The organism is Robiginitalea marina, from assembly GCF_024006985.1.
Lineage (GTDB): Bacteria > Bacteroidota > Bacteroidia > Flavobacteriales > Flavobacteriaceae > Robiginitalea > Robiginitalea marina.
The window spans coordinates 70907-90549 of record NZ_JAMXIB010000012.1 but is presented as its reverse complement, the minus strand read 5'-3'; the positions used below and the strand labels follow the sequence as shown (position 1 = coordinate 90549).

Annotated in this window: 18 protein-coding genes; 16 read left to right on the top strand and 2 right to left on the bottom strand. The window is 52.1% G+C overall.

Features of this window, described 5'->3' with window-relative positions:
* Window positions 1–733 precede the first annotated feature (733 nt).
* The 14 genes from NG653_RS12950 to NG653_RS12885 all read left to right on the top strand — a co-directional run bounded on the left by NG653_RS12950 (window position 734) and on the right by NG653_RS12885 (window position 16227).
* Complete coding sequence (locus tag NG653_RS12950) at window positions 734–1906, top strand: tetratricopeptide repeat protein (RefSeq protein WP_252742140.1); 1173 nt, start codon at window positions 734–736, stop codon at window positions 1904–1906.
* A 174-nt stretch (window positions 1907–2080) separates the two neighbouring features.
* Entirely contained in the window at window positions 2081–2521 is a 441-nt protein-coding gene (locus tag NG653_RS12945) for a hypothetical protein (RefSeq protein WP_252742139.1), read from the top strand.
* Window positions 2522–2663: 142 nt separating this feature from the next.
* On the top strand, window positions 2664–3236 hold the full coding sequence (locus NG653_RS12940) for a hypothetical protein (RefSeq protein ID WP_252742138.1): 573 nt from the start codon (window positions 2664–2666) through the stop codon (window positions 3234–3236).
* A 184-nt stretch (window positions 3237–3420) separates the two neighbouring features.
* Window positions 3421–4590, top strand: a complete 1170-nt coding sequence (locus NG653_RS12935; protein ID WP_252742137.1) for a DmpA family aminopeptidase — start codon at window positions 3421–3423, stop codon at window positions 4588–4590.
* Between the two features lie 293 nt (window positions 4591–4883).
* Window positions 4884–5498 carry a hypothetical protein gene (locus NG653_RS12930; RefSeq protein ID WP_252742136.1) on the top strand — a complete coding sequence of 205 codons (615 nt, stop codon included), beginning with the start codon at window positions 4884–4886 and terminating at the stop codon, window positions 5496–5498.
* A 71-nt stretch (window positions 5499–5569) separates the two neighbouring features.
* Window positions 5570–8032 (top strand): cation-translocating P-type ATPase, encoded by a 2463-nt coding sequence (locus tag NG653_RS12925; RefSeq protein WP_252742135.1) that lies wholly within the window; start codon window positions 5570–5572, stop codon window positions 8030–8032.
* A 273-nt stretch (window positions 8033–8305) separates the two neighbouring features.
* The gene (locus tag NG653_RS12920; protein WP_252742134.1) at window positions 8306–8815 is read left to right on the top strand and encodes a hypothetical protein; all 510 of its coding nucleotides are present in this window, start codon (window positions 8306–8308) and stop codon (window positions 8813–8815) included.
* 104 nt (window positions 8816–8919) lie between these two features.
* Complete coding sequence (locus NG653_RS12915; protein WP_252742133.1) at window positions 8920–10305, top strand: S41 family peptidase; 1386 nt, start codon at window positions 8920–8922, stop codon at window positions 10303–10305.
* A gap of 137 nt (window positions 10306–10442) precedes the next feature.
* Entirely contained in the window at window positions 10443–12170 is a 1728-nt protein-coding gene (locus NG653_RS12910; protein ID WP_252742132.1) for an amidohydrolase, read from the top strand.
* 71 nt (window positions 12171–12241) lie between these two features.
* On the top strand, window positions 12242–12589 hold the full coding sequence (locus NG653_RS12905) for a hypothetical protein (protein WP_252742131.1): 348 nt from the start codon (window positions 12242–12244) through the stop codon (window positions 12587–12589).
* 110 nt (window positions 12590–12699) lie between these two features.
* Window positions 12700–13800, top strand: a complete 1101-nt coding sequence (locus NG653_RS12900) for a DUF7486 family protein (protein ID WP_252742130.1) — start codon at window positions 12700–12702, stop codon at window positions 13798–13800.
* Window positions 13801–14054: 254 nt separating this feature from the next.
* Window positions 14055–14441 (top strand): hypothetical protein, encoded by a 387-nt coding sequence (locus NG653_RS12895; RefSeq protein ID WP_252742129.1) that lies wholly within the window; start codon window positions 14055–14057, stop codon window positions 14439–14441.
* A 188-nt stretch (window positions 14442–14629) separates the two neighbouring features.
* Window positions 14630–15130, top strand: coding sequence for a CIA30 family protein (locus NG653_RS12890; protein WP_252742128.1), 501 nt, complete (start codon window positions 14630–14632; stop codon window positions 15128–15130).
* Between the two features lie 188 nt (window positions 15131–15318).
* Window positions 15319–16227: a DUF4382 domain-containing protein gene (locus NG653_RS12885; RefSeq protein WP_252742127.1), complete on the top strand. Its 909-nt coding sequence runs from the start codon at window positions 15319–15321 to the stop codon at window positions 16225–16227.
* A 50-nt stretch (window positions 16228–16277) separates the two neighbouring features.
* On the opposite strand, the gene NG653_RS12880 is transcribed toward NG653_RS12885, so the two are convergent.
* Together NG653_RS12880 and NG653_RS12875 are read right to left on the bottom strand one after the other, a co-directional pair.
* Window positions 16278–16916, bottom strand: coding sequence for a flavin reductase family protein (locus tag NG653_RS12880; protein WP_252742126.1), 639 nt, complete (start codon window positions 16914–16916; stop codon window positions 16278–16280).
* 39 nt (window positions 16917–16955) lie between these two features.
* On the bottom strand, window positions 16956–17135 hold the full coding sequence (locus tag NG653_RS12875) for a hypothetical protein (RefSeq protein WP_252742125.1): 180 nt from the start codon (window positions 17133–17135) through the stop codon (window positions 16956–16958).
* 140 nt (window positions 17136–17275) lie between these two features.
* Between NG653_RS12875 and NG653_RS12870 the strand changes: the two genes are divergently transcribed.
* Both NG653_RS12870 and NG653_RS12865 read left to right on the top strand, forming a co-directional pair.
* The gene (locus tag NG653_RS12870; protein WP_252742124.1) at window positions 17276–18478 is read left to right on the top strand and encodes an MFS transporter; all 1203 of its coding nucleotides are present in this window, start codon (window positions 17276–17278) and stop codon (window positions 18476–18478) included.
* A 111-nt stretch (window positions 18479–18589) separates the two neighbouring features.
* Window positions 18590–19525: a hypothetical protein gene (locus NG653_RS12865; protein ID WP_252742123.1), complete on the top strand. Its 936-nt coding sequence runs from the start codon at window positions 18590–18592 to the stop codon at window positions 19523–19525.
* The last annotated feature ends 118 nt before the right edge of the window (window positions 19526–19643 follow it).

The following is a 19643-nucleotide window of genomic DNA, read 5'->3' as shown; positions in this document are numbered from 1 at the left end:
GCCCCCCAAGGCCCTTTTCCGATCCGCCAAAGGCGGAGAGGAAAAGAATCCAGGCCCCCACCTCCTGCGGGGCGGATGGCTTTCTTTGTGAAGCCCCCCCAGGCCCATTTCCGAGCATAGCGAGGAAATGAATCCTGTCCCCGCTACTAGCCAAGCCATTAACAACAGTTAGCGGCTTTTTTTATTGGAGCAGGCGGAATTCATTCCTGCCTGGGACAAGAAAAAGCCGCTGCCTGGACCTGCCAGGATGGATTGGGAATGAAAAACTTCAAAAATCAGGTAGGCGAACAAATACCGCAAGAACTGTTGCTTCACATTTATACAGGCATCCTAATTGACCCCCAGAAAATTAATGACCTTACAGGTTTATCTCTGCTTTCATCTTACACTTTGGTATCTGAACCAGAAAACCGGGTATAATCCAGGAAATCACTGGCTCTAAAAGAGTCAAAAATTATTGGTTACAGGACTACATTAAACTATTTAAGTAATTAAGCAATAACGTTTGCTATCATGGGGTATGCCCCATGGCTATATTGCGCCAAACCAAAATTCCCTACATTTAAGAAATTATAATTCATCCCCAGGAAACTACGTGGTTTCGCCATGAAACCCTTTGGCGAAACACTCCGCTGCAGAGCGCCACGTGGGTATACCAGGGACCTTGGACAACAATATGAACCCAACAAAAGTCCATATTGCTTGTCTGACAAGAAAATAAAATTAACATCTAATGAAGCACCTGATATCTATATGCCTTGCGATAGCGCTGTTTTTTCCCAAAACAGGGATGGCCTGCAGTATGTATAAGATTACCAAAAATGGACGGACTATTGTAGGAAATAATGAAGATTATTTCAGCCCCAATAGCCAATTCTGGTTCGAACCAGGAACCAAAGACACCTTCGGAGTCATGTATATGGGCCTTCTGAACAACTTTGCACAAGGTGCAATTAATGAATCAGGCCTGGTCTTCGATGGATTTTGGGAACCCTATTTGGAAGTAAAAAACACAAAGGGGAAATTGGAAATCCCAATAGGGGATGCCTTGAAAAATGTCATGCAGACAATGACCGACGTTGAGGATGTTAAACTATATCTGCAAACTATTAATCTAAATTCATTAGCCAATGGTCAACTTGTATTTGTCGATAAATCGGGTACTTATTTGATTGTAGAGGGCGATGAAATGTTCATTGGCGATGAAACCGAAAAAACATTTTCAAATTTCTATTATTCACAAATAGATTCCCTGGTTGATGTAAAGCTGGACTACTTTCAAAAAGGACGAAATTTTATCAATGCGACCGAGACGAAACTGACTTTTGAATATTGTTCAAGTGCAATGGAGAACTTTGCTCAATCCAGATTAGCACCTACGCAATATTCAACTATTTATGATTTGAAAAATCTCACAATAAGAGTGCATCTGTTTAATGATTTTTCCGAATTCATAGAATTAGATTTAAAGAAAGAGTTAAGAAAAGGTAGTCACCGCACAATGATTGCAGACCTTTTTCCAAAAAATTCCATCGGCTATTTGCATTACAAAAAGTATAATGACCCGGAAAATCCAGTCTTATTTCTAAAGGAATATCTTGGCGATTCTGAAATTACGGAACAAGAGTTTTTGAATAATGGCTTTGACAATGTTATTGGTGCTTTAGGTTTTGAATGGTTGAATGATATAAAAAATCCTAAAGGGGCGATTAAAGTTTTTGAATATGGGGTAGAAATTATGCCTAATAATTCCAAATTATACGACAACCTGGGAGAAGCCTACTTCATAAATAAAGAATGGGAAAACGCCCTAAAATGCTATGGTAAATCGCTGTTTCTTAATCCAGAAAACAAAAATGCCATAACAATGATTTTGAAAATTAATCAATTGAGGGAAGAGGGATGAAAATCTGAGAACATGGATTGCCAACTATGGCTTTGGGTAATCGCTTGTTCCCGCCTGCTTATGAATCCCGATACCTATTGGACGAGAGGATTTTCAGTTTCGTGTGTACTTGTAAAAGGAAGCTCTAAACCACGCAACTACTACTAAACCAGGCTATTGGTAACAATATTCAAAATGAAAAAAGTGTACTTTGATAAACTAGACGGTCGTAAAAACAAATTATTGGCTATCCCAATGATTTTATTTTTACTGATTTATGTCTTCACGGCATTTACAAATCGCGATTCCAATCTACACCAAATCTCGGCAATAATTGGCTTTGGATCTGCTGTGATTTTTTTCGGAAAGCAATTCTACTACAGAAATTATGTAGGTTGGAACAAAAAAGGCCTTTTATTAAGGCTGAATTCGTTCACTTCCAAAAACGTTCCTTTTAATAAAATTGAAACCTACAACATATCAAATGGTCGTTTAGAAATTGTCCGAAAGGACCAGAAACGCCTCACCTTTAACTTAGAGGGTATAAGTGATCATGAGATTAAAAAGATTCGCGATCTTTTAAGAAAAAACACAAATACCACAAATGCCTATGGCCATTCGCCTCCTTATATTTAGGCGAATTTTCCTACGATATAGATTATATATCATCCCTTGAAAGGGCTGAGCATTGAGGGGCCGAAACAAAGCCAGGACCGTTCGCAACCATACAGACCCAATACCCGATCCGAATCTTGAACATCAATGACGAAAAACAGTAATGAAGAAAAGAAGCAGCAATGTCTTTCTATTGATTTTCCTGATGCAGTTGATGGTTGCGTGTTGTGACGAGGAGACTTATGAGGTAACCATTACCGGGATGGAATCGAGGGCTTTGATCTCAGATGGCCTCAATTTTATCGAGTTTGATACGGAGAATCCAATTGATAAAGAGGAGTGGATTATCGAGGTATGGATTACTGAGGTGGAAGAAATTACTTCACCTGAGCCATTTAAAAAGAAGAAAACAGCTGCCCCGGTTTTGGAAGCAGCGGTAGTTCCCTGTGAAGACCAGGTAGTGCTTTTTAAGAACCGGATAGAGCGCATCAAAGTAGAAGTACTCGATTCCAACACTAACCATGAACGAATTGACATTACCAATCAGGTGGTTATTCAGGGCACCCGGCAATCCATCGCGGAATATCTCTCGGACAACAATCCGGGCATAAGGGGTTTTCTGATCGAATTATCGGATACCCGAAACATCCCGGATCGCATAGAATACTTTATTGAAGCTACCCTTGATGACGGGTTAAGGATTAGTTCCACAGGAGGCATTATCAACTTCAATTAGAAAACGAGGCGTTGATTATGAACGTATTTAAAGCCTATACCCTTACGACCCGTTAACAGAAATAAAACAGGAGTTGAAGAATACCTTTGTATATTCAAAAAGACAACCCAACCAACGCCACCCATTTACAAGCCCCTTTGAAACGGGGCTAATACGATGCGTGGTCCACATGAATCCCGCTAATATGAAGCATGTATTTATTATTCCAATGGCCTTACTTCTTGCCTTTCAGATCTACGGTCAGAAAGACAGGGCAAGGGATTTAGGCATCCCCCTGGAGGGAAAAACCGGAAAGCACAATGCTATTACAGATGTCAGGGGCATTGAAGTTGGCCATACCACACTGATCTCCGGGGAAGGCAAACTGGTGGTTGGGGATGGCCCTGTACGAACCGGGGTAACGGCAATTCTGCCCAGGGGCAAAAAATACGACCCGGTTTTCGCCGGGTGGTATAGCCTTAATGGGAATGGGGAAATGACAGGGACTACATGGGTAGAGGAATCCGGCTTCCTTGAAGGTCCCATAATGATAACAAATACACACAGTGTTGGCGTCGTAAGGGATGCCGTAGTCGAATGGCAATTCAAAAATAACCTGTATGACCCGCTTCCGGATGAACCGGATGTTTTTTGGGCCTTACCGGTAGTGGCAGAAACGTATGACGGCGACTTAAATGATATTAATGGTTTTCATGTAAAGAAAGAACATGCATTTTCTGCCTTGGCCAATGCCAAATCGGGAGCTGTGGAGGAAGGAAATGTTGGCGGGGGAACAGGAATGATCTGTCATCTTTTTAAAGGCGGCATTGGAACCTCTTCCCGGGAAGTATTGATTGATTCTGCCGCGTATACAATCGGAGTTCTGGTGCAGGCGAACTATGGAAACCGGAAATCGCTAACGATCGCCGGTGTACCGGTTGGCCAGGAGATTACCGGACAAATGCCGCTTTGGGACCCGATAAGGTCTGAAGAAGACAGAGGTTCAATTATTGTTGTCGTTGCCACGGATGCACCATTGCTTCCCCACCAGTTAAAGAGGCTCGCACGCCGGGTACCTATTGGCATAAGCAGGTTGGGGGGGTATGGCAGCAATGGTTCCGGAGATATTTTTATTGCATTTTCAACCGCCAATGCAGGGGCGGCCCATAGGGAAAAAGGGCAGGTTATTGAAATGATTCCAAACGACAAAATGTCGGGTCTGTTCGAAGCAACGGCACAGGCCACAGAAGAATCGATCTTAAATGCACTCGTTGCGGCTGAAACCATGGTTGGAAAAAATAATACAACCGTTTACGAACTGCCGGAAGAAAAAGTAGTTGAGCTCTTAAAGAAGTACGGTAGAATAAAAGAATAACCTGGCTCAGCTTGGCATATCGCTGATGGCGGATGAGTTTCTGAAATCAAGGTTTCCTCCCCCTTGGCCGGTTCTTCCCGTCCGGGCGGAAAAGGCCTTTGGAAACTGCCACAAACCACAGCCGGGACCATTTGCAAAAACACCATGATCCGATTCCAATGAAATTAACCCGGTTATTACCCCTTACCGCCTCAGGCTTCCTGGGGTTGATGCTGCTGGCAGGTTGCCAAAAAGAAAGGGAGGTTTTTAGGATTCCGGAGGGCCATGTGGGCATGTTTGGATACGGTTCGCTGATGTCTAAAACCTTCATCGAATCGGGCCTTTTGGAGAAGGACTATAAGGGCCCCTTTCTTCCGGCCCATCTGAAAAACTACCGCAGGTCCTGGACGTTTGCCTGGCCTTCCTTCCTGCCTTCCCTAAATCCGGATGGCCGGTATTACAAAGATTATCTCCTGGTCGCCGGCGATACCCTCTACCCCCAAAACCTGGTTTACCTGAATATCAGGGAAGAACCCAACGCCACCATCAACGGGGTGCTCTATGTGGTCCCGGAAGCCGACCTGCATGAGTATGATGACTGGGAATTGGGTTATGAACGATTCGAAGTGACCGATTTCATTACAGATTTCACCATAGAGGGAGGTCCGGTTTTTGCCTATAAAGCGCTGCCTGGATTCACCCTTGAACCGGACGGGGATATCTCGCGGAACGTCATCGAACTCAGTTATTGGAAAATCATTCAGGAGGCTTTTGATTATTGGGGCGAAGGATTCGAAGCGGAGTATCTCAATAGTACAGGACCTGTCGATACCACCATTATCCGGGCCACACAAAAAATCCTGTGGAAGGATCCGCCCCCGGAGCAGATCGGGGAATTAAAGTCGCTTTTTAAGAACCCTGCCCGATAACAGGGCCCTGATTTGGCAAAAGGCCATCGACTGTTCAAATTGTATTCAGGGTTATCCAATACCTATAGATTTTGACAACAAGCAAGAACCCCGACATAACTGGTCTTTCAAATGAAGAAGTAGAAAAACAAAGGTCCCTTCATGGTGCGAATGTAGGCGTGGAAAAGGAAAACCTGACCGTGAAGATCCTGCTTTCGGTGGTGACCGAGCCCATGTTTATTCTTCTTCTGGTAGCCTGCTCGGCCTATTTTATCCTGGGCGAAACGGCCGAGGGGTTTACCATGCTCTTCGCGATTGCTTTTGTGGCCGGGATAGATGTTTTCCAAAATTTCAGGAGCCAGCGGGCTTTGAAAGCCCTGAACAAAATCACTTCTTCCAAAGCAAAAGTCATCAGGTCGGGAGAGACTCTTGAACTGCCCTCGCAGGAAATTGTAACACAGGATGTGCTTATATGCGAGGAGGGAACCATAATTCCCGCCGATGCCGACGTAATTACTTCCTACGATTTTTCGGTCAATGAAGCCATGATAACGGGGGAGTCCGTTTCCGTTGAAAAGCAAGCCGGCGACCAGGTCATCCAGGGCACGCTGGTAGTTGGCGGCTATTGCTATGCCCGGGTTAATGCGGTAGGCCGCAACACCACGCTATCGGGCATAGGAAGGCTGGTCCGGGAAGCGGGGCACACCAAGTCCCCTTTACAGCTGAAAGTAACATATTTCGTGAGGAGAATGGTGATCGTTGGAAGTGTCGCCTTCCTGTTTGTCTGGGCATATCATACCTGGGACAGCGGAAGTGTTCTGCACGGGCTGTTGCACGGGCTTGCCATGGCCATGTCGGTACTGCCGGAAGAATTACCCGTGGCCCTCTCCACGTTTATGGCCCTGGGGGCATACCGCCTGCTCAAAATCGGGGTTATCGCCAAAAGCCCGGCGACCGTGGAAACCCTGGGGTCTGCCACAGTTATTTGTTTGGATAAAACCGGGACCCTCACCCAGAACCTGATGCGGGTGACCCATGTTTATGATTTCTCCAAAAAGCGCGAAATCAACTACGACGAGGATGGGGAAGCCTCTGAAGTTCTGACCTACGCCATGTGGGCAAGCGAAGAATCCCCTTTTGATCCGATGGAAAAATCGATCCACGAAACGTTTGGCCTTTACGCCGGACAAGATCCAAGGGATGAATTTAAAATCGTTAAGGAATTCCCGCTTTCAGGCAAGCCGCCGGTGATGACCCACATCCTGGGGAATACTAAAGGGGAAAGGATAGTGGCCTGTAAAGGGGCCCTGGAAGGGATTGTGGGGCTATGCGGTTTAAATCGCACGGAGGCAGCGGAGGCTTTGGCAAAAGGAAGGGAATATGCCCGGAAAGGGTTCAGGGTCCTCGGCGTGGCAAAAGGGCATTCGCATGAAGCCTCGCTGCCTGAAAACCAGGAAACCCTGAACTTTGAATTTCTCGGCCTGATTACCTTTTACGACCCGCCCGACCAGCACATCGCCCAGGTGATTGAAAAGTTCTATCAGACCGGGGTGCGGGTGGTCATGATCACAGGGGATTATCCGGAAACGGCAGAAGCAATAGCCAAAATCGTAGGAATTAAATCCAATGCGATTGTAACCGGAACGGAAGTCCGGGAAATGGATGAAGGGCAGCTACAGGAAGTGCTGGTGAACAGTCACATTTTCGCCCGCATATCGCCTGAACAAAAACTCAGGATTATTGATGGGTTTAAAAAACTCGGTGAAACGGTCGCCATGACCGGGGATGGCGTAAATGATGCCCCTGCCCTGAAAGCCTCCCACATAGGCATTGCCATGGGTAAAAGGGGCACCGAAGTAGCTAAGGAGGCGGCCGGGCTTATCCTTGCAAAGGACAATATGGCTAAAATGATCGATGCCATTTTTCTGGGCAGAAGGATAAATGAAAACCTGAAAAAGGCCTTCAGGTACATTATTTCAATTCATATTCCCATTATCCTTTTAGTTACGCTACCCATATTTCTGGTTTGGCTTCCTTCCATGTTGTTGACCCCGGTGCACGTCATCTTCCTGGAACTCATAATGGGGCCAACCTGTTCCATCATTTATGAGAATGAACCCATGGATGAAAAATTCCTTTCCAATCCCTCCGACTCCTCCAGCAAAAAACTGATCCAGGGGTCAGAACTGTGGATCACGGTCGTGCAAGGCCTGATCATTACAGCGGGCTGCGTGGGTGCAGGATATTTTGCCAAAACCGCCGGGGGCGACGGAGAAGCCATTCGGGGGCATGTCTTCTATACCCTCATATTCTCCAATATATTCCTTACCCTTGTCAACCGCTCATTCCGGGTGAACATCCTGAAAACCATCGGCATAAAGAACCGTTTGATCCCTTTAATCATTGGCATTTCCATAAGCCTGCTGTTGCTGATCAATTACGTGCCCCTTCTGAACACCATCTTCGGGATCAACACCTTTGCGCCTGAAGCGCTTCTCGTGCCGCTTATCATTGGGTTTTGTTCCACCCTATGGATAGAATTTTTTAAAAAATAACCCGAACTTAACTGTGTTGATCAGCAGGGGATCGAGCGGGTTGGGGAAGGAAAGATTCCTATATTGCCAATTGGAAACCATTAAAGGCGTTGCAGCGCCCAAAGGCAGCGGCACCCCAAAACGGCAAAGTACGGATCAGGATTATGCACCTGTATACCCGGCCGATAAGAACCTTTATAATCCATACCGGTTTCTTGCTGAGCCTTTGCATTGCTAACCAGGTCTTGATGCCTCCCATATTCGCACATGAACCCCTAAACAATCTGTTGAATTATGAAAAAAGCGATACTGTTCGGGATTGCCCTCCTGCTGGGCACATCCCTTTTTGGCCAACCTGCCGGGGAAAAATACGCCCAGGACGTGCAATCGGTTGCCGCCATCATCGATGCCTATTACGCCGTTGTTTCCGGTTCGCGAAATGACCCCTGGCAGTTTGAACGGGACAGGTTCCTACATTCCAAAAATGCCGTGATCACGAGGCTGGACGCGCACGGGTATGCCGAATCGCATGCGCTGGAAGCCGAATATATTCCCCTGGCGCTGGCCCCCAAAGGGGATTTTTACGAAATAGAGCTCAAAAGAAGCGTCAGCCGGTTCGGGAATATGGCCCAAGTCTGGAGTGCTTTTGAAATCCGTACCGACCCTGATCTTGAAACCAACACCCGCGGGTTGAACAGCATCCAGCTCCATTATGAAAAAGGCAGGTGGTGGATAGACAGTTGGACGTGCGAAATGGCTTCTGAAAACAACCCCGTGGTCACCGATTTTTTAAAGGCGGAATAACCCGGGCGGCTTTATGCCAAGCCTTGTTCTTCCCCTGCCCTGAACATTTGCCGGGCACCTTAAGCCAGGGATTTCTTATACCTTTGCAACCATAAACCCCGGAAATGAATCCAAAATTAGCGCTTCTGCTCCTTTGCTGCGCCCTGGCCTTGCCCTTTAAGGGAAATTCCCAATCCCCAAAAGTGTTCCCAAAGGCTGATGTCCTGGAGGACCTCGATTTCCTCAAAGCCTCCCTGGAAGAAGCCCACTACGACCTCCATGCCTACACCCCCAAAGCCGCGTTTGACCGAAACTTCGAGGCGGTAAAGGCGTCGATACAGGCTGACAGCTTTAGCCTTTTGGAGGCGACCAGCCTCTTTCAGCGGGTGGTTTCAAAAGCGGATAACGGCCATACGGAAATCCCCTTCCCGGGGGCAGCCTACCGGGAACATGCCTTCGGCGGCGGGACCCTTTTCCCCCTGGAAATTGCCTTTGAGGGCGGGAAGGCCCTGGTGCGAAAGAACTGGTCCGGAAACGACCGCATTCCCATCGGTTCGGAAGTTTTGGGCATCAACGGGACCCCCATGGGCGACCTCCTGGAGCGTATCTATCCCCAGGTTTCGGCGGAACGCCCCTACTTCAAAAATGCCAAAATTGAACTGTATTCGTTTCCGAGGCTTTACTGGCAGGTCTTTGGGCAGCAGGACGAATTTGACGTCGAGATTCGCGCCAATGGCGCGGTTGAAACCTTTACCCTGGAGGCGGTCAGCGTCATTGACGGGTATGAGATGAAACGGAAGGAAGTACTTAATGCCCACCTGGACCTGAAGTTCTATGAGAAAGCCGCGTATGTAAACCCCGGGAGTTTTGGGGGGGACCCGCAGCATTACCGAAAATTTATCGATTCTGCTTTTGCGGTTATCCGGGACCGGAAGCCTGAAAATCTGATCCTGGACCTCAGGAACAATGCCGGGGGCGATAACGCCTTCAGCGATTATCTGGTGTCGTACATTGCCGACAAACCCTTTAGGTGGAATTCCGCCTTTACGCTCAAAACCAGCAAATTCCTCAAACAACACGTACGGCAGCACAACGATACCACAACGGCCTACTGGCGGGAAGCGCTGGCCCGGGAAGACGGCGAAGTATACCCGTTCGCGTTTGACCCTTATCCGCCCCAACCCAAAGAAAAGCGCTTTGCCGGCAAGGTTTATGTTTTAATCAACCGGCAATCGCATTCCCAGGCGGCGGTGACCGCCGCCCAGATCCAGGACTATGGGTTTGCCACCCTGGCAGGGGAGGAAACCGGGGACTATCCCTCCCTGTATGCCTCCCAGTTCCAGTTTGCCCTTCCCCAAACCGGGATCCCCGTGAAAGTATCGAAAGGGTACATCGTTCGGGTCAATGGCAGCACCAAAGAAGAAGGGGTCATCCCCGATATTTTCATACGGGACCATTTGCTTGATGAAACGGACGAAATCCTGGAAGGGCTGCTCCATCATTTGGAATGACCTGGTGGACCCCGGCGAAACGCCACCATACAGGCCATGGAAGAAGCCCGCAGCAATTGCCATGGCACGGGTGGAAGACCCCGAAGGAAGTAACGGGAACAAATCGTATATTTCCAGAGACCTAAAAACCGAACAAAATGCCATTTCGACACCTGATTGCCCGGGCCCTGCTCCTGTCCCTGCTGATTCCCGTTGCCTGCTCGAGCCCTGAAAAACAAACCGCCTCCCTGCTGATCCATGGCGGCACGATCTACACGGTAGATTCCGTGCAGCCTGTGGTGGAAGCCGTTGCCGTGCAGGGCAACCGCATCCTTTTTGCGGGCAGCCTGGAGGAGGCGGAGAAATTTAAAGGCGAGCAGACCCGGGTACTCGACCTGCAGGGCAGGACCATGACCCCGGGCCTGATCGAAGGCCACGGCCATTTCATGGGCCTGGGATACAACGAACTCGACCTGGACCTGATGAACACCACCAGCTACCAGGAAATCGTGGATGCCGTGGCGGAAAAAGTCAAAACCGCACAACCCGGGGAATGGATTACCGGGAGGGGGTGGCACCAGAGCAAATGGGATTCCATGCCAGCCATAACGGTCAAAGGTTTTCAGACCCATGACCTGCTGAGCTCAGTTTCGCCCGACAACCCGGTATACCTGCGGCACGCCAGCGGCCATGCGGGCTTTGCCAATGCCAAGGCCATGGAAATTGCAGGTGTCGGGGTCCTGTCCATGGAAGGGATCGATACCCATGAGGTTGAAGGGGGTGAAGTCATCCGGGATGCCCTGGGGGTACCCACAGGGGTTTTCAACGAGCGCGCCCAGGGGCTGATCACCCGGCATATCCCGGAAAACACCCCGGAGCGCGATGCCAAGGCCTTTGAACTGGCTGTGGCCGCCTGCCACAGGCATGGCATCACGGGCTTTCACGATGCCGGCATCGGGCGGGAGACCATTGCCCAGTACGAGGCCATGAAAGCGGCCGGCAAAATGGGGATACGCATGTATGCCATGCTTACCGGGTGGGACGAGGAATTGCTTCAGGAATGGTATGTAAAGGGGCCCCTGGTAGACCCCGACCACCTGCTGACCATCCGCTCGGTAAAACTCAACTGCGACGGCGCCCTGGGGTCGAGGGGCGCATGGCTGCTGGAAGCCTATACGGACCGGCCCGGGCATTTCGGGCATGAAACCCTGCCCATGAGTTACGTGAAGGAAACAGCCCTCAAAGGGCTGCAACACGGCTTCCAGGTTTGCTCCCACGCCATTGGCGACCGGGCAAACCGCGAAATCCTCGACCGTTACGAGGCTGCCTTCACCGAATTGCCCGAACTGAGCAACGACCACCGGTTCCGGATTGAACACGCCCAGCACCTGCACCCGGAAGACATCCCGCGTTTTGCCCAGCTCGGCGTCATCCCCGCCATGCAGGCCATCCACCTTTCTTCCGACCGCCCCTGGGCTATTGACCGGCTGGGGGAACAACGCATCAAAGAGGGCGCTTACATGTGGCAGGCCCTGCTGCAAAGCGGCATCCCCGTGGTCAACGGCACCGATGTGCCCGTGGAGCCCCTCGACCCGATTGCCAGCTTTTACGCCAGTGTGAGCCGGAAAACCCTGAAAGGAACGCCAGAGGAAGGCTATGAACCGGCCCAGAAGATGACCCGGGAACAGGCCCTGCGCTCTTATACCCTCGATGCGGCCTACGGCGCCTTTGAAGAAGGCATCAAAGGGTCCATTGCGGAGGGGAAACTGGCTGATTTCACCATATTCAGCCAGGACCTCATGACCGTGCCGGAGGGGGACCTCCTTAACACCGAGGTGGTGATGACGATTTTCGACGGGGAGGTGGTATACCAAAAAGGGGGGTAACCCCGGATCTTATGAACGGGGCCTGAAGGGCTTAAAACCCACGCCCCCGTAGCCGGTTTTTGCCACTGGACATGAAACCATCGGAAAAATTATTCGCAATCAAGTTGGGGCACACCCTCATCTGGGCATTCTTTGTGGCGGTCATTGGGTTCATCCTCTATAGCGGGATAGCCAATCACATCACCCGGTACACCTGGATTGGTATTGCGCTGGTTTTCGGGGAAGGGATCGTGCTGCTGACCTTCCGGATGTTTTGCCCGCTAACCCTACTTGCCAGGAAGTATTCCGATTCCAAAAAAGACAATTTCGATATTTTCCTCCCCAACTGGCTGGCCAGGCACAACAAGGTGATCTTTACCTCCCTGTTCCTGCTGGGGTTCCTGCTTGTGGTGGTTCGCTCCCTGGCAGACCCCATGTAAACGGGATGCCCCAAACTGGCCTGCCCCACATATTGAAGCCATATCGGCCATGGGGGACGCAAAATGAATCCGTATCTTTGGGGTGAATACCAACCTTAAACCTATCCGTCATGAAAAAAGCGACCTTTTTCAAACCCATTTTCAGGCAAGTGGCCCTAGGAGCCCTGACCGGATTCCTGTTTTTCCTTTTCGGGTGTACCGAACCCCCCCGTACGGAAGCACCTGCAGCGGTGGTGCAGGAAGCCCCGGAACCCGATGAGGTCGTCTGGCATATCAAGGCCGTCCACCCCGAAGGCCGGTTTATCGATGTGAAGGCCCTTGATGCCGATGGGAATATTTACGACATCAAAGCCTTCCAGGAAGGCGGACAACACCAGGTCATGGATGTAAAGGCCCTGTTCGACGGGAAGAAGATGCCTGTTAAAATCCTGGTGAGCGAGGACACCTATGCCCCTGTGAAAGCCATTGGGGAAGACGGCACCATTTATGACATAAAAGCCCTGCTTGAGGGGGAGCGGCTCGATGTAAAAGGGGTCCGCCGGGCCGGGAATATCATCGACATCAAGGCCATTGGCAAAGCCGGGGAATTCTATGGGGTGAAGGCCATTTCCCCGGAAGGACAGCTCAATGACGTCAAAGGCGTCAAAATGGAGGAAGGCGACCTGGAAGCCACCCTCCACGGGGTTGCCGTGCATGCGCATATCAAAGCCCTTCCGCAGGCAGAAGGGGCGGGCGATATTTCCACCTGGCACGTGAAGGCTATCCATCCGGAGGGCAGGACCCTGGACGTGAAGGCTTTGGATGCCGACGGGAACATTTACGATGTAAAGGCCCTGCAGGACACAGGCCAACGCCAGCTCATGGATGTGAAGGCCCTTTTTGGAGGGGAAAAATACCCGGTGAAAATTTTGGTAAGCGAAGCTGCCCTGGCCCCGGTAAAGGCCCTGGGGCCAGACGGCACCATTTATGACATCAAGGCCCTGACCCCTGACGGCGCCAGGCTCGATGTGAAAGGGGTCCGGCAGGCCGGGAACATCATCGACATCAAGGCTATTGGCCCCGATGGCACCTACTACGGGGTAAAGGCCCTATCCCCTGCCGGATTGCTCAACGACCTCAAGGGGGTAAAAATGTCTGCCGATACCCGGGAAGGCACTGTCAACGGCGTTGACGTACACGCCCATGTAAAAGCCCTTCCCCAGGCCTTCTGAACCGAAGCCCCCTGCCCCCTGCGGGCAACCCTTCGTGCCCAATACCGAAAGTGCCCTTCCCCGGCCACCGGGGAGGAAGCCGCCACCCGGGCTGATGCAGATCAGTGCCCCTGGGCCCTGCCTTTGTTATTTTTAGGGAACAATACTGAGCCCCGCGCTTACGCGGCCGGCAACAGCGGATTTGCCAACGGGAACCCCTGAGGCATTTCCGCGGTACGCCAATAGAAAACCGAAACCCCTAAAAGACAGAAGCCATGAAAACCCAGGTTATTTTCAATTCCGATTTGCACTTTGAACACCAAACATGGAAAAGCGAACTCTTCTTCTGGAAAGATGAATTGCGTTCCTTTGAGAACAGGCTCGAAGAACTGGTTGAGCGCTGGACGGACAAAGATGTTTTAGCCCGCCTGGAGCACTTCCAGAACGAATTTATATTGCAGGAGGGGCGGATCGATGAATTCCTCGAAGGCATAGAGCAGCACGAGGCCCGCATAGCCGGGACCAGCATGGCGGGTGAAGACTCCATGGATGCCGTGATGGTAAAAAAACACCTCGAATTCCGGGAGGAAATGGAAACACAGCGAGACATGTTCCGGGAACTCAAAAAGGAATTCTTCAGCTTCCTGACCGAGCGTCTGTAAGAAATGGCCCGAAGGCCCGGCCCGTAAGAAGAGCCGGGCCTTCCCACAGGTTGCAGGCCGTCAGGCCTGACTGCTTTGCGGCGGTGTGGCCAAATTTTGTACCTTTTCCCCTGTTTCCCTGGAAGAAGGCACGTACAGGGCCTTCCGGGGGCTTTCCGGGTTGATGGGCCCGCCAACCCTTCCCCGACATGAAAAACTCCTATTGCCTGTTCGATTTTAACAACGCTGCGCCCCTTTCCGGTTGGACCGTGGTCGACGACCCGGTAATGGGCGGCCGGTCTCGGGGAAGCCTCACCGTGGATTCGGAAGGCCACGGGGTATTCTCCGGGGAGGTTTCCCTTAAAAACAATGGGGGATTTTCCTCCATTCGGTTCGATTGTGGCAGGGTGCCCCTGCACGGGGCGCGCCATATCGTCCTGCGGGTTCAGGGCGACGGGAAGCGCTACCAGTTCCGCATAAGGGCGCGAAAATCGGATGCGCATGCCTATGTCGCCTATTTTGATACCCGGGGCACCTGGGAAGAAATCAGGCTGCCCCTTGAGGGGTTCTACCCGTCCTTCCGCGGTCGCAGGGTGGACCTCCCAAATTTTGGGGGGGACTCCCTGGAGGAGCTCGGCATCCTGATCGGCAACAAGCGCGAGGAACACTTTTTGCTCCGGATCGATCGCATCGGGCTGGAATCGGATTGAACCGTCCCGGAGGCGGTCTTCAAACACCCGAGACAGTTTCGGGATACCCTAAAAACGGGGTGGGAGGGTGCACTTCGTCGAAAAAACGGCAAAACCTTATGGGCTTTGGTAGGGTTACGCCAACTTTGGGTGTTTTCACTTCGTGAAGTGAATTTGACTCAAACCCAATCCTTAAAAAAACCTACCTTATGAATGCAAAACTTTTTGCAAGATTTTTATTCGCCCTGAGTGTTTTGTTTATCGGCTGTGCAGAGGATTCCATGGACCGGAATTCAGACCAGACCGGCCGCCTTACCGTGCGCCTGACAGATGCCCCCTTCCCTTATGACCTGGTGGCCGAGGCCAATGTAACCGTATTTAAGATTGATGCCCGGAGGGTTTCCGGCGATGGGGACGAAGAGGAGGCCAATGGCGATTCGGAGGCCGAAGGCAAACCCTTTATTACCCTGATGGAAGAAGAAATCGCAGTGAACCTGCTCACCCTGGTCAATGGGGTGACCCAGGAACTGGCCGACCTGGAAGTTCCGGCCGGCAGCTACGACCTGGTCCGCATTTATGTCAAAGGGGTGAGCCTGGTCCTGAAAAGTGGCCAGACCTTTGATTTCAAAGTACCCAGCGGGGCCCAGACGGGGATCAAAGTTTTCATCGACCCCTCCCTGGAGGTGGTGGGCGGCCTTTCTGCCGACCTGCTGCTGGACTTTGACCTGAGCAAGTCTTTTGTCGCCAGGGGGAATATCGACGGGCCCGGCTTTAATGGTTTCCTGTTTAAGCCCGTGATCCGGGCCTCGAACACCTCCACGGCAGGAACCCTTTCCGGGTTCACTGGCACCCTGGTTGAGGAAGTGGAAACTGCCCTGGAAGGAACCCAGGTATCTGTCATCGCAGCAGATACGGTCTATGCCTCTGCATTTTCGGATGCCGATGGAAAATACGCCATCATGGGCATTCAGGCCGGCACCTATCGGGCCGTGGCCGAAAAGGAAGGATTTTTCTCCAGCGATACGGTAACCGTACAAATCGTCCCCGCAAACAAAACCGTTCAGGATTTCTTACTGGAAACGGATCCGGGCACCACAGAGAGCACTGACGGCAATTAAGGCCATCGGGTATCCGGAATACATGGCAGGGGAATCCCCTGCCATTTTTTTCAGGGGATTTCCCGCAGGGATTCCCCCGGACGGAAATACCCGTAGCGTCCGAGTTTCACCCCCCTGTAATAGGTGTCGAGCCCCCCAATGGCCACGGCCCCCAGGGCTTCCAAATCGATATCTCCGTCCGGGGCAAGGGCATCCTCCGGCAAAACCAGGTGTTCGATTTGTCCCACCACCAGGCGGGTCCCGTTGCATGCGAGGGTATGCGCTTCCACAAACGACAACCCCAACTTCACCGGGCTATCGGCCACAAAAGGGGCCGCAAAGCCTTCAAGGTACCAGGGCTGCAACCCGCAAGCCTCAAACTCCGAAACCTCTTCAGGGAATTTTCCCGAGGTCCTGTGGGCCTCCCGGTGGATCCCTTCGGTTACCATATTGATGGTGTATACCCCGGTTTCTTTCAGGTTTTCATAGGTATGGCGCTCCACGGACGTCGGCCGCAGGATGAACCCCAGAAAGGGGGGGTTGGCGCCGATGTGCACCACCGAATTGAAAATAGCCAGGTTGTCGACCCCGCCGGCACTTCGGGTCCCGATGAGGTTGGCCGTTTTATAGCCGGCCACCTTGTTGATGAGGGTGGCGCGCTTACGGCCCTCCATCTGCAGGAGGGCATGCAGGTCAAATTGGACGGGCATAGTAGTTTTTTTTGCGAAGATACGCCCTGCAGTCCGGAATCAGGACAGGCGGGAGCGAATCAACAGGCCCAGCCCCAGAACGGTGAGTAGCAAGACCACCAGGGTATGGTAGCCAATCAGGATCCTTTCTTCCCGGGGGTTGAGCGAACAGTGCGGGTCGCTCCAGATAAAGGCCACCCCCAGGCAGGGGATCCAGTAATTGGGTTTGATGTTGGACATGGCTTCCTTTTTATTGCGAAGTTAGGGGCCGGGCCCGGGGGGGAATGGTGCAATCTTATCCGATTTATGGGCTTTTTTTGCCAATTTTGGGGGAAACGCCGGAAATCGGGGGATCGCCCCCCCGGAACCCTCAGAAAACCATGAAGAACATCCCTCCCAAGGGCAGCAGCCCCCTTCCCTCTGCGGTTCGCAGGCGTACCCTCCCCCTGATGGTCTTTTCGCAGTTCGCGGGTACTTCCTTATGGTTCGCCTCAAATGGGGTAATGGGTGACCTGCAAGCCGCCTTCGCACTCCCGGGTTCCGCCCTGGGGCACCTGACCTCAGCGGTGCAACTGGGGTTTATCGCGGGCACCCTGGTTTTTGCCCTGCTCACCCTGGCAGACCGGTTTTCCCCTTCCCGTTTGTTTTTCTGGTCGGCCCTGCTGGGCGCCGCGTGCAACCTTGGGATGGCCTGGGGTGGGAACTCCCTGTGGACCCTGGTGGCCCTTCGTTGCGCCACCGGGTTCTTCCTGGCCGGGATCTACCCCGTAGGGATGAAGATTGTAGCCGACTATTTCGACCGGGGGCTGGGGGCTTCCCTGGGGTACCTGGTGGGGGCACTGGTGCTGGGGACAGCCTTCCCCCACCTGCTCAGGGGCGCCCCCGGGGAAATGCCCTGGCAGGGAATCCTTGGCGCCACTTCCGCGCTTGCTGCCCTTGGGGGGGTACTGGTCCTGTCCCTTCCCGACGGGCCGTATCGCAAACCCATGCAAATTCCCGACCCGGCTGCCTTCCTGAAGGTTTTTGGCACACGCGGCTTCAGGCGTGCGGCATTCGGCTACTTCGGGCACATGTGGGAACTGTATGCCTTCTGGGCCTTTGTGCCCATTCTCCTACAAACCTACAAGGCCATGCATCCCGGTGCAGGGTTCGGGATTTCCCTCTGGTCCTTCCTGGCCATCGGGGCCGGGGGGCCGGCCTGTGTACTGGGGGGGTATCTCTCCAGGGGCCTGGGCGAGGAACGGGTAGCCCGGGCAGCCCTGATACTTTCCGGGTGCTGCTGCCTGCTATGTCCATGGGCCCTGTACTGGGATTCAACCGGATTGTTTCTGGCATTCCTGGTTTTCTGGGGGATGGTGGTAATCGCCGACTCCCCCCTCTTTTCGAGCCTTGTGGCCCGGAATGCCCCAGCTGAGCAACGAGGGACGGCGTTGACCATCGTAACCTGTATCGGCTTTGCCATTACCATTGTCAGCATTGAAATGCTCGGGGGCCTGCTCGGCAATCTGCAAACTCCGTTGAGTTTCCTGGTGCTGGCCCTGGGTCCAGCCCTGAGTTCCCGGGTCCTGGGTAAAGACAAATAATAAGCGCATAAAAAGGTTCCGCAATCGTATCGCTTTTCGTATTTTCAAACCTGTAATCTCCTTGAAAAAGACATGAAAAAATACCCCTTTTTATACCTCGTTGCATTTTCCATGATCCTTTGGACTGGCTGCAAGGGTGAAACCGGGAAGGAAGACCCGGGGCAAATGCAGGCAGAAACCTCCGATTCTGCCCCTGACCTGGCACCCACGGCAAATCCATACACAGGAACCTACGTAACAGACTCCTATGCGCAAAGGGGGGAGGGCTATGACTGGGTCGGCATCCGGGTAAAGGAGGCGGGGGATGGCCAGTTCTGGATTTCCGTCCGCTCGAGGGCGGACATGAAAAACCCCACCTGCACCTTTGACGGGATGGTTTTTCCTGAAGATGAGGACACCTATTTTACCGTACTGGAGGGCAAAAAGGTACTCTTCGATTTCAGCAACGGTACCCTCACCATCCGCCCGGAAACCGGGGATGGCAACCAGGTCCTTTGGTTTCGCTGCTCCGGAGGCGCTACCCTCGCGGGAACCTATTCCAAAATAGATGGCGACCTCGATCCGGGCCAGGTAGACCCCACCACGTTTATGAAGTACCTGACCCTACAGGATATTTCCTTCAATGTAAGTGCCGTTGAAAAGGAAGGGAAGCAGGAGGTCACTATTCGTTCCATAGGGCTAGAAATCAGCGATAAGGATCCTATTATCATGTCCGCCCCGGGAGAAATCCTGGATGCCGGGATCGAAGACCTGAATTCGGATGGCTACCCGGAGGTGGTAGTCTTCTCCCGCCATGGAAACCGGGGAAATGTCCAGGGGATTTCTGTCAATAGCGGAAAATCCATGAGCAGGTTCCATTTCCCTCCCCAGGAGAACAACCCTGGGCTGATGGAAGGGGTTAATGGAAAGGATGAATTTGCCCTTGTGGAGACAAACCTCGTTCAGCGCTTCCCAATTGAGGGGGGGAAGACCCGGCAGGTGGTTTATGAACTGGTCGAAGGGGAAAACGGCCGTGTATTCAAAGTAAGGGATATTCAGGAATATTGAGCCTCTTTCCGGGGACGACCAGGATGCCGGGCTGCCCCCGGCATTTTTTCTGATCCCAATCCCAGGGAATTGTCGGGCATGGGGAAGCAAAAAATGCCGCACGAGGGCGGGCGCAAGT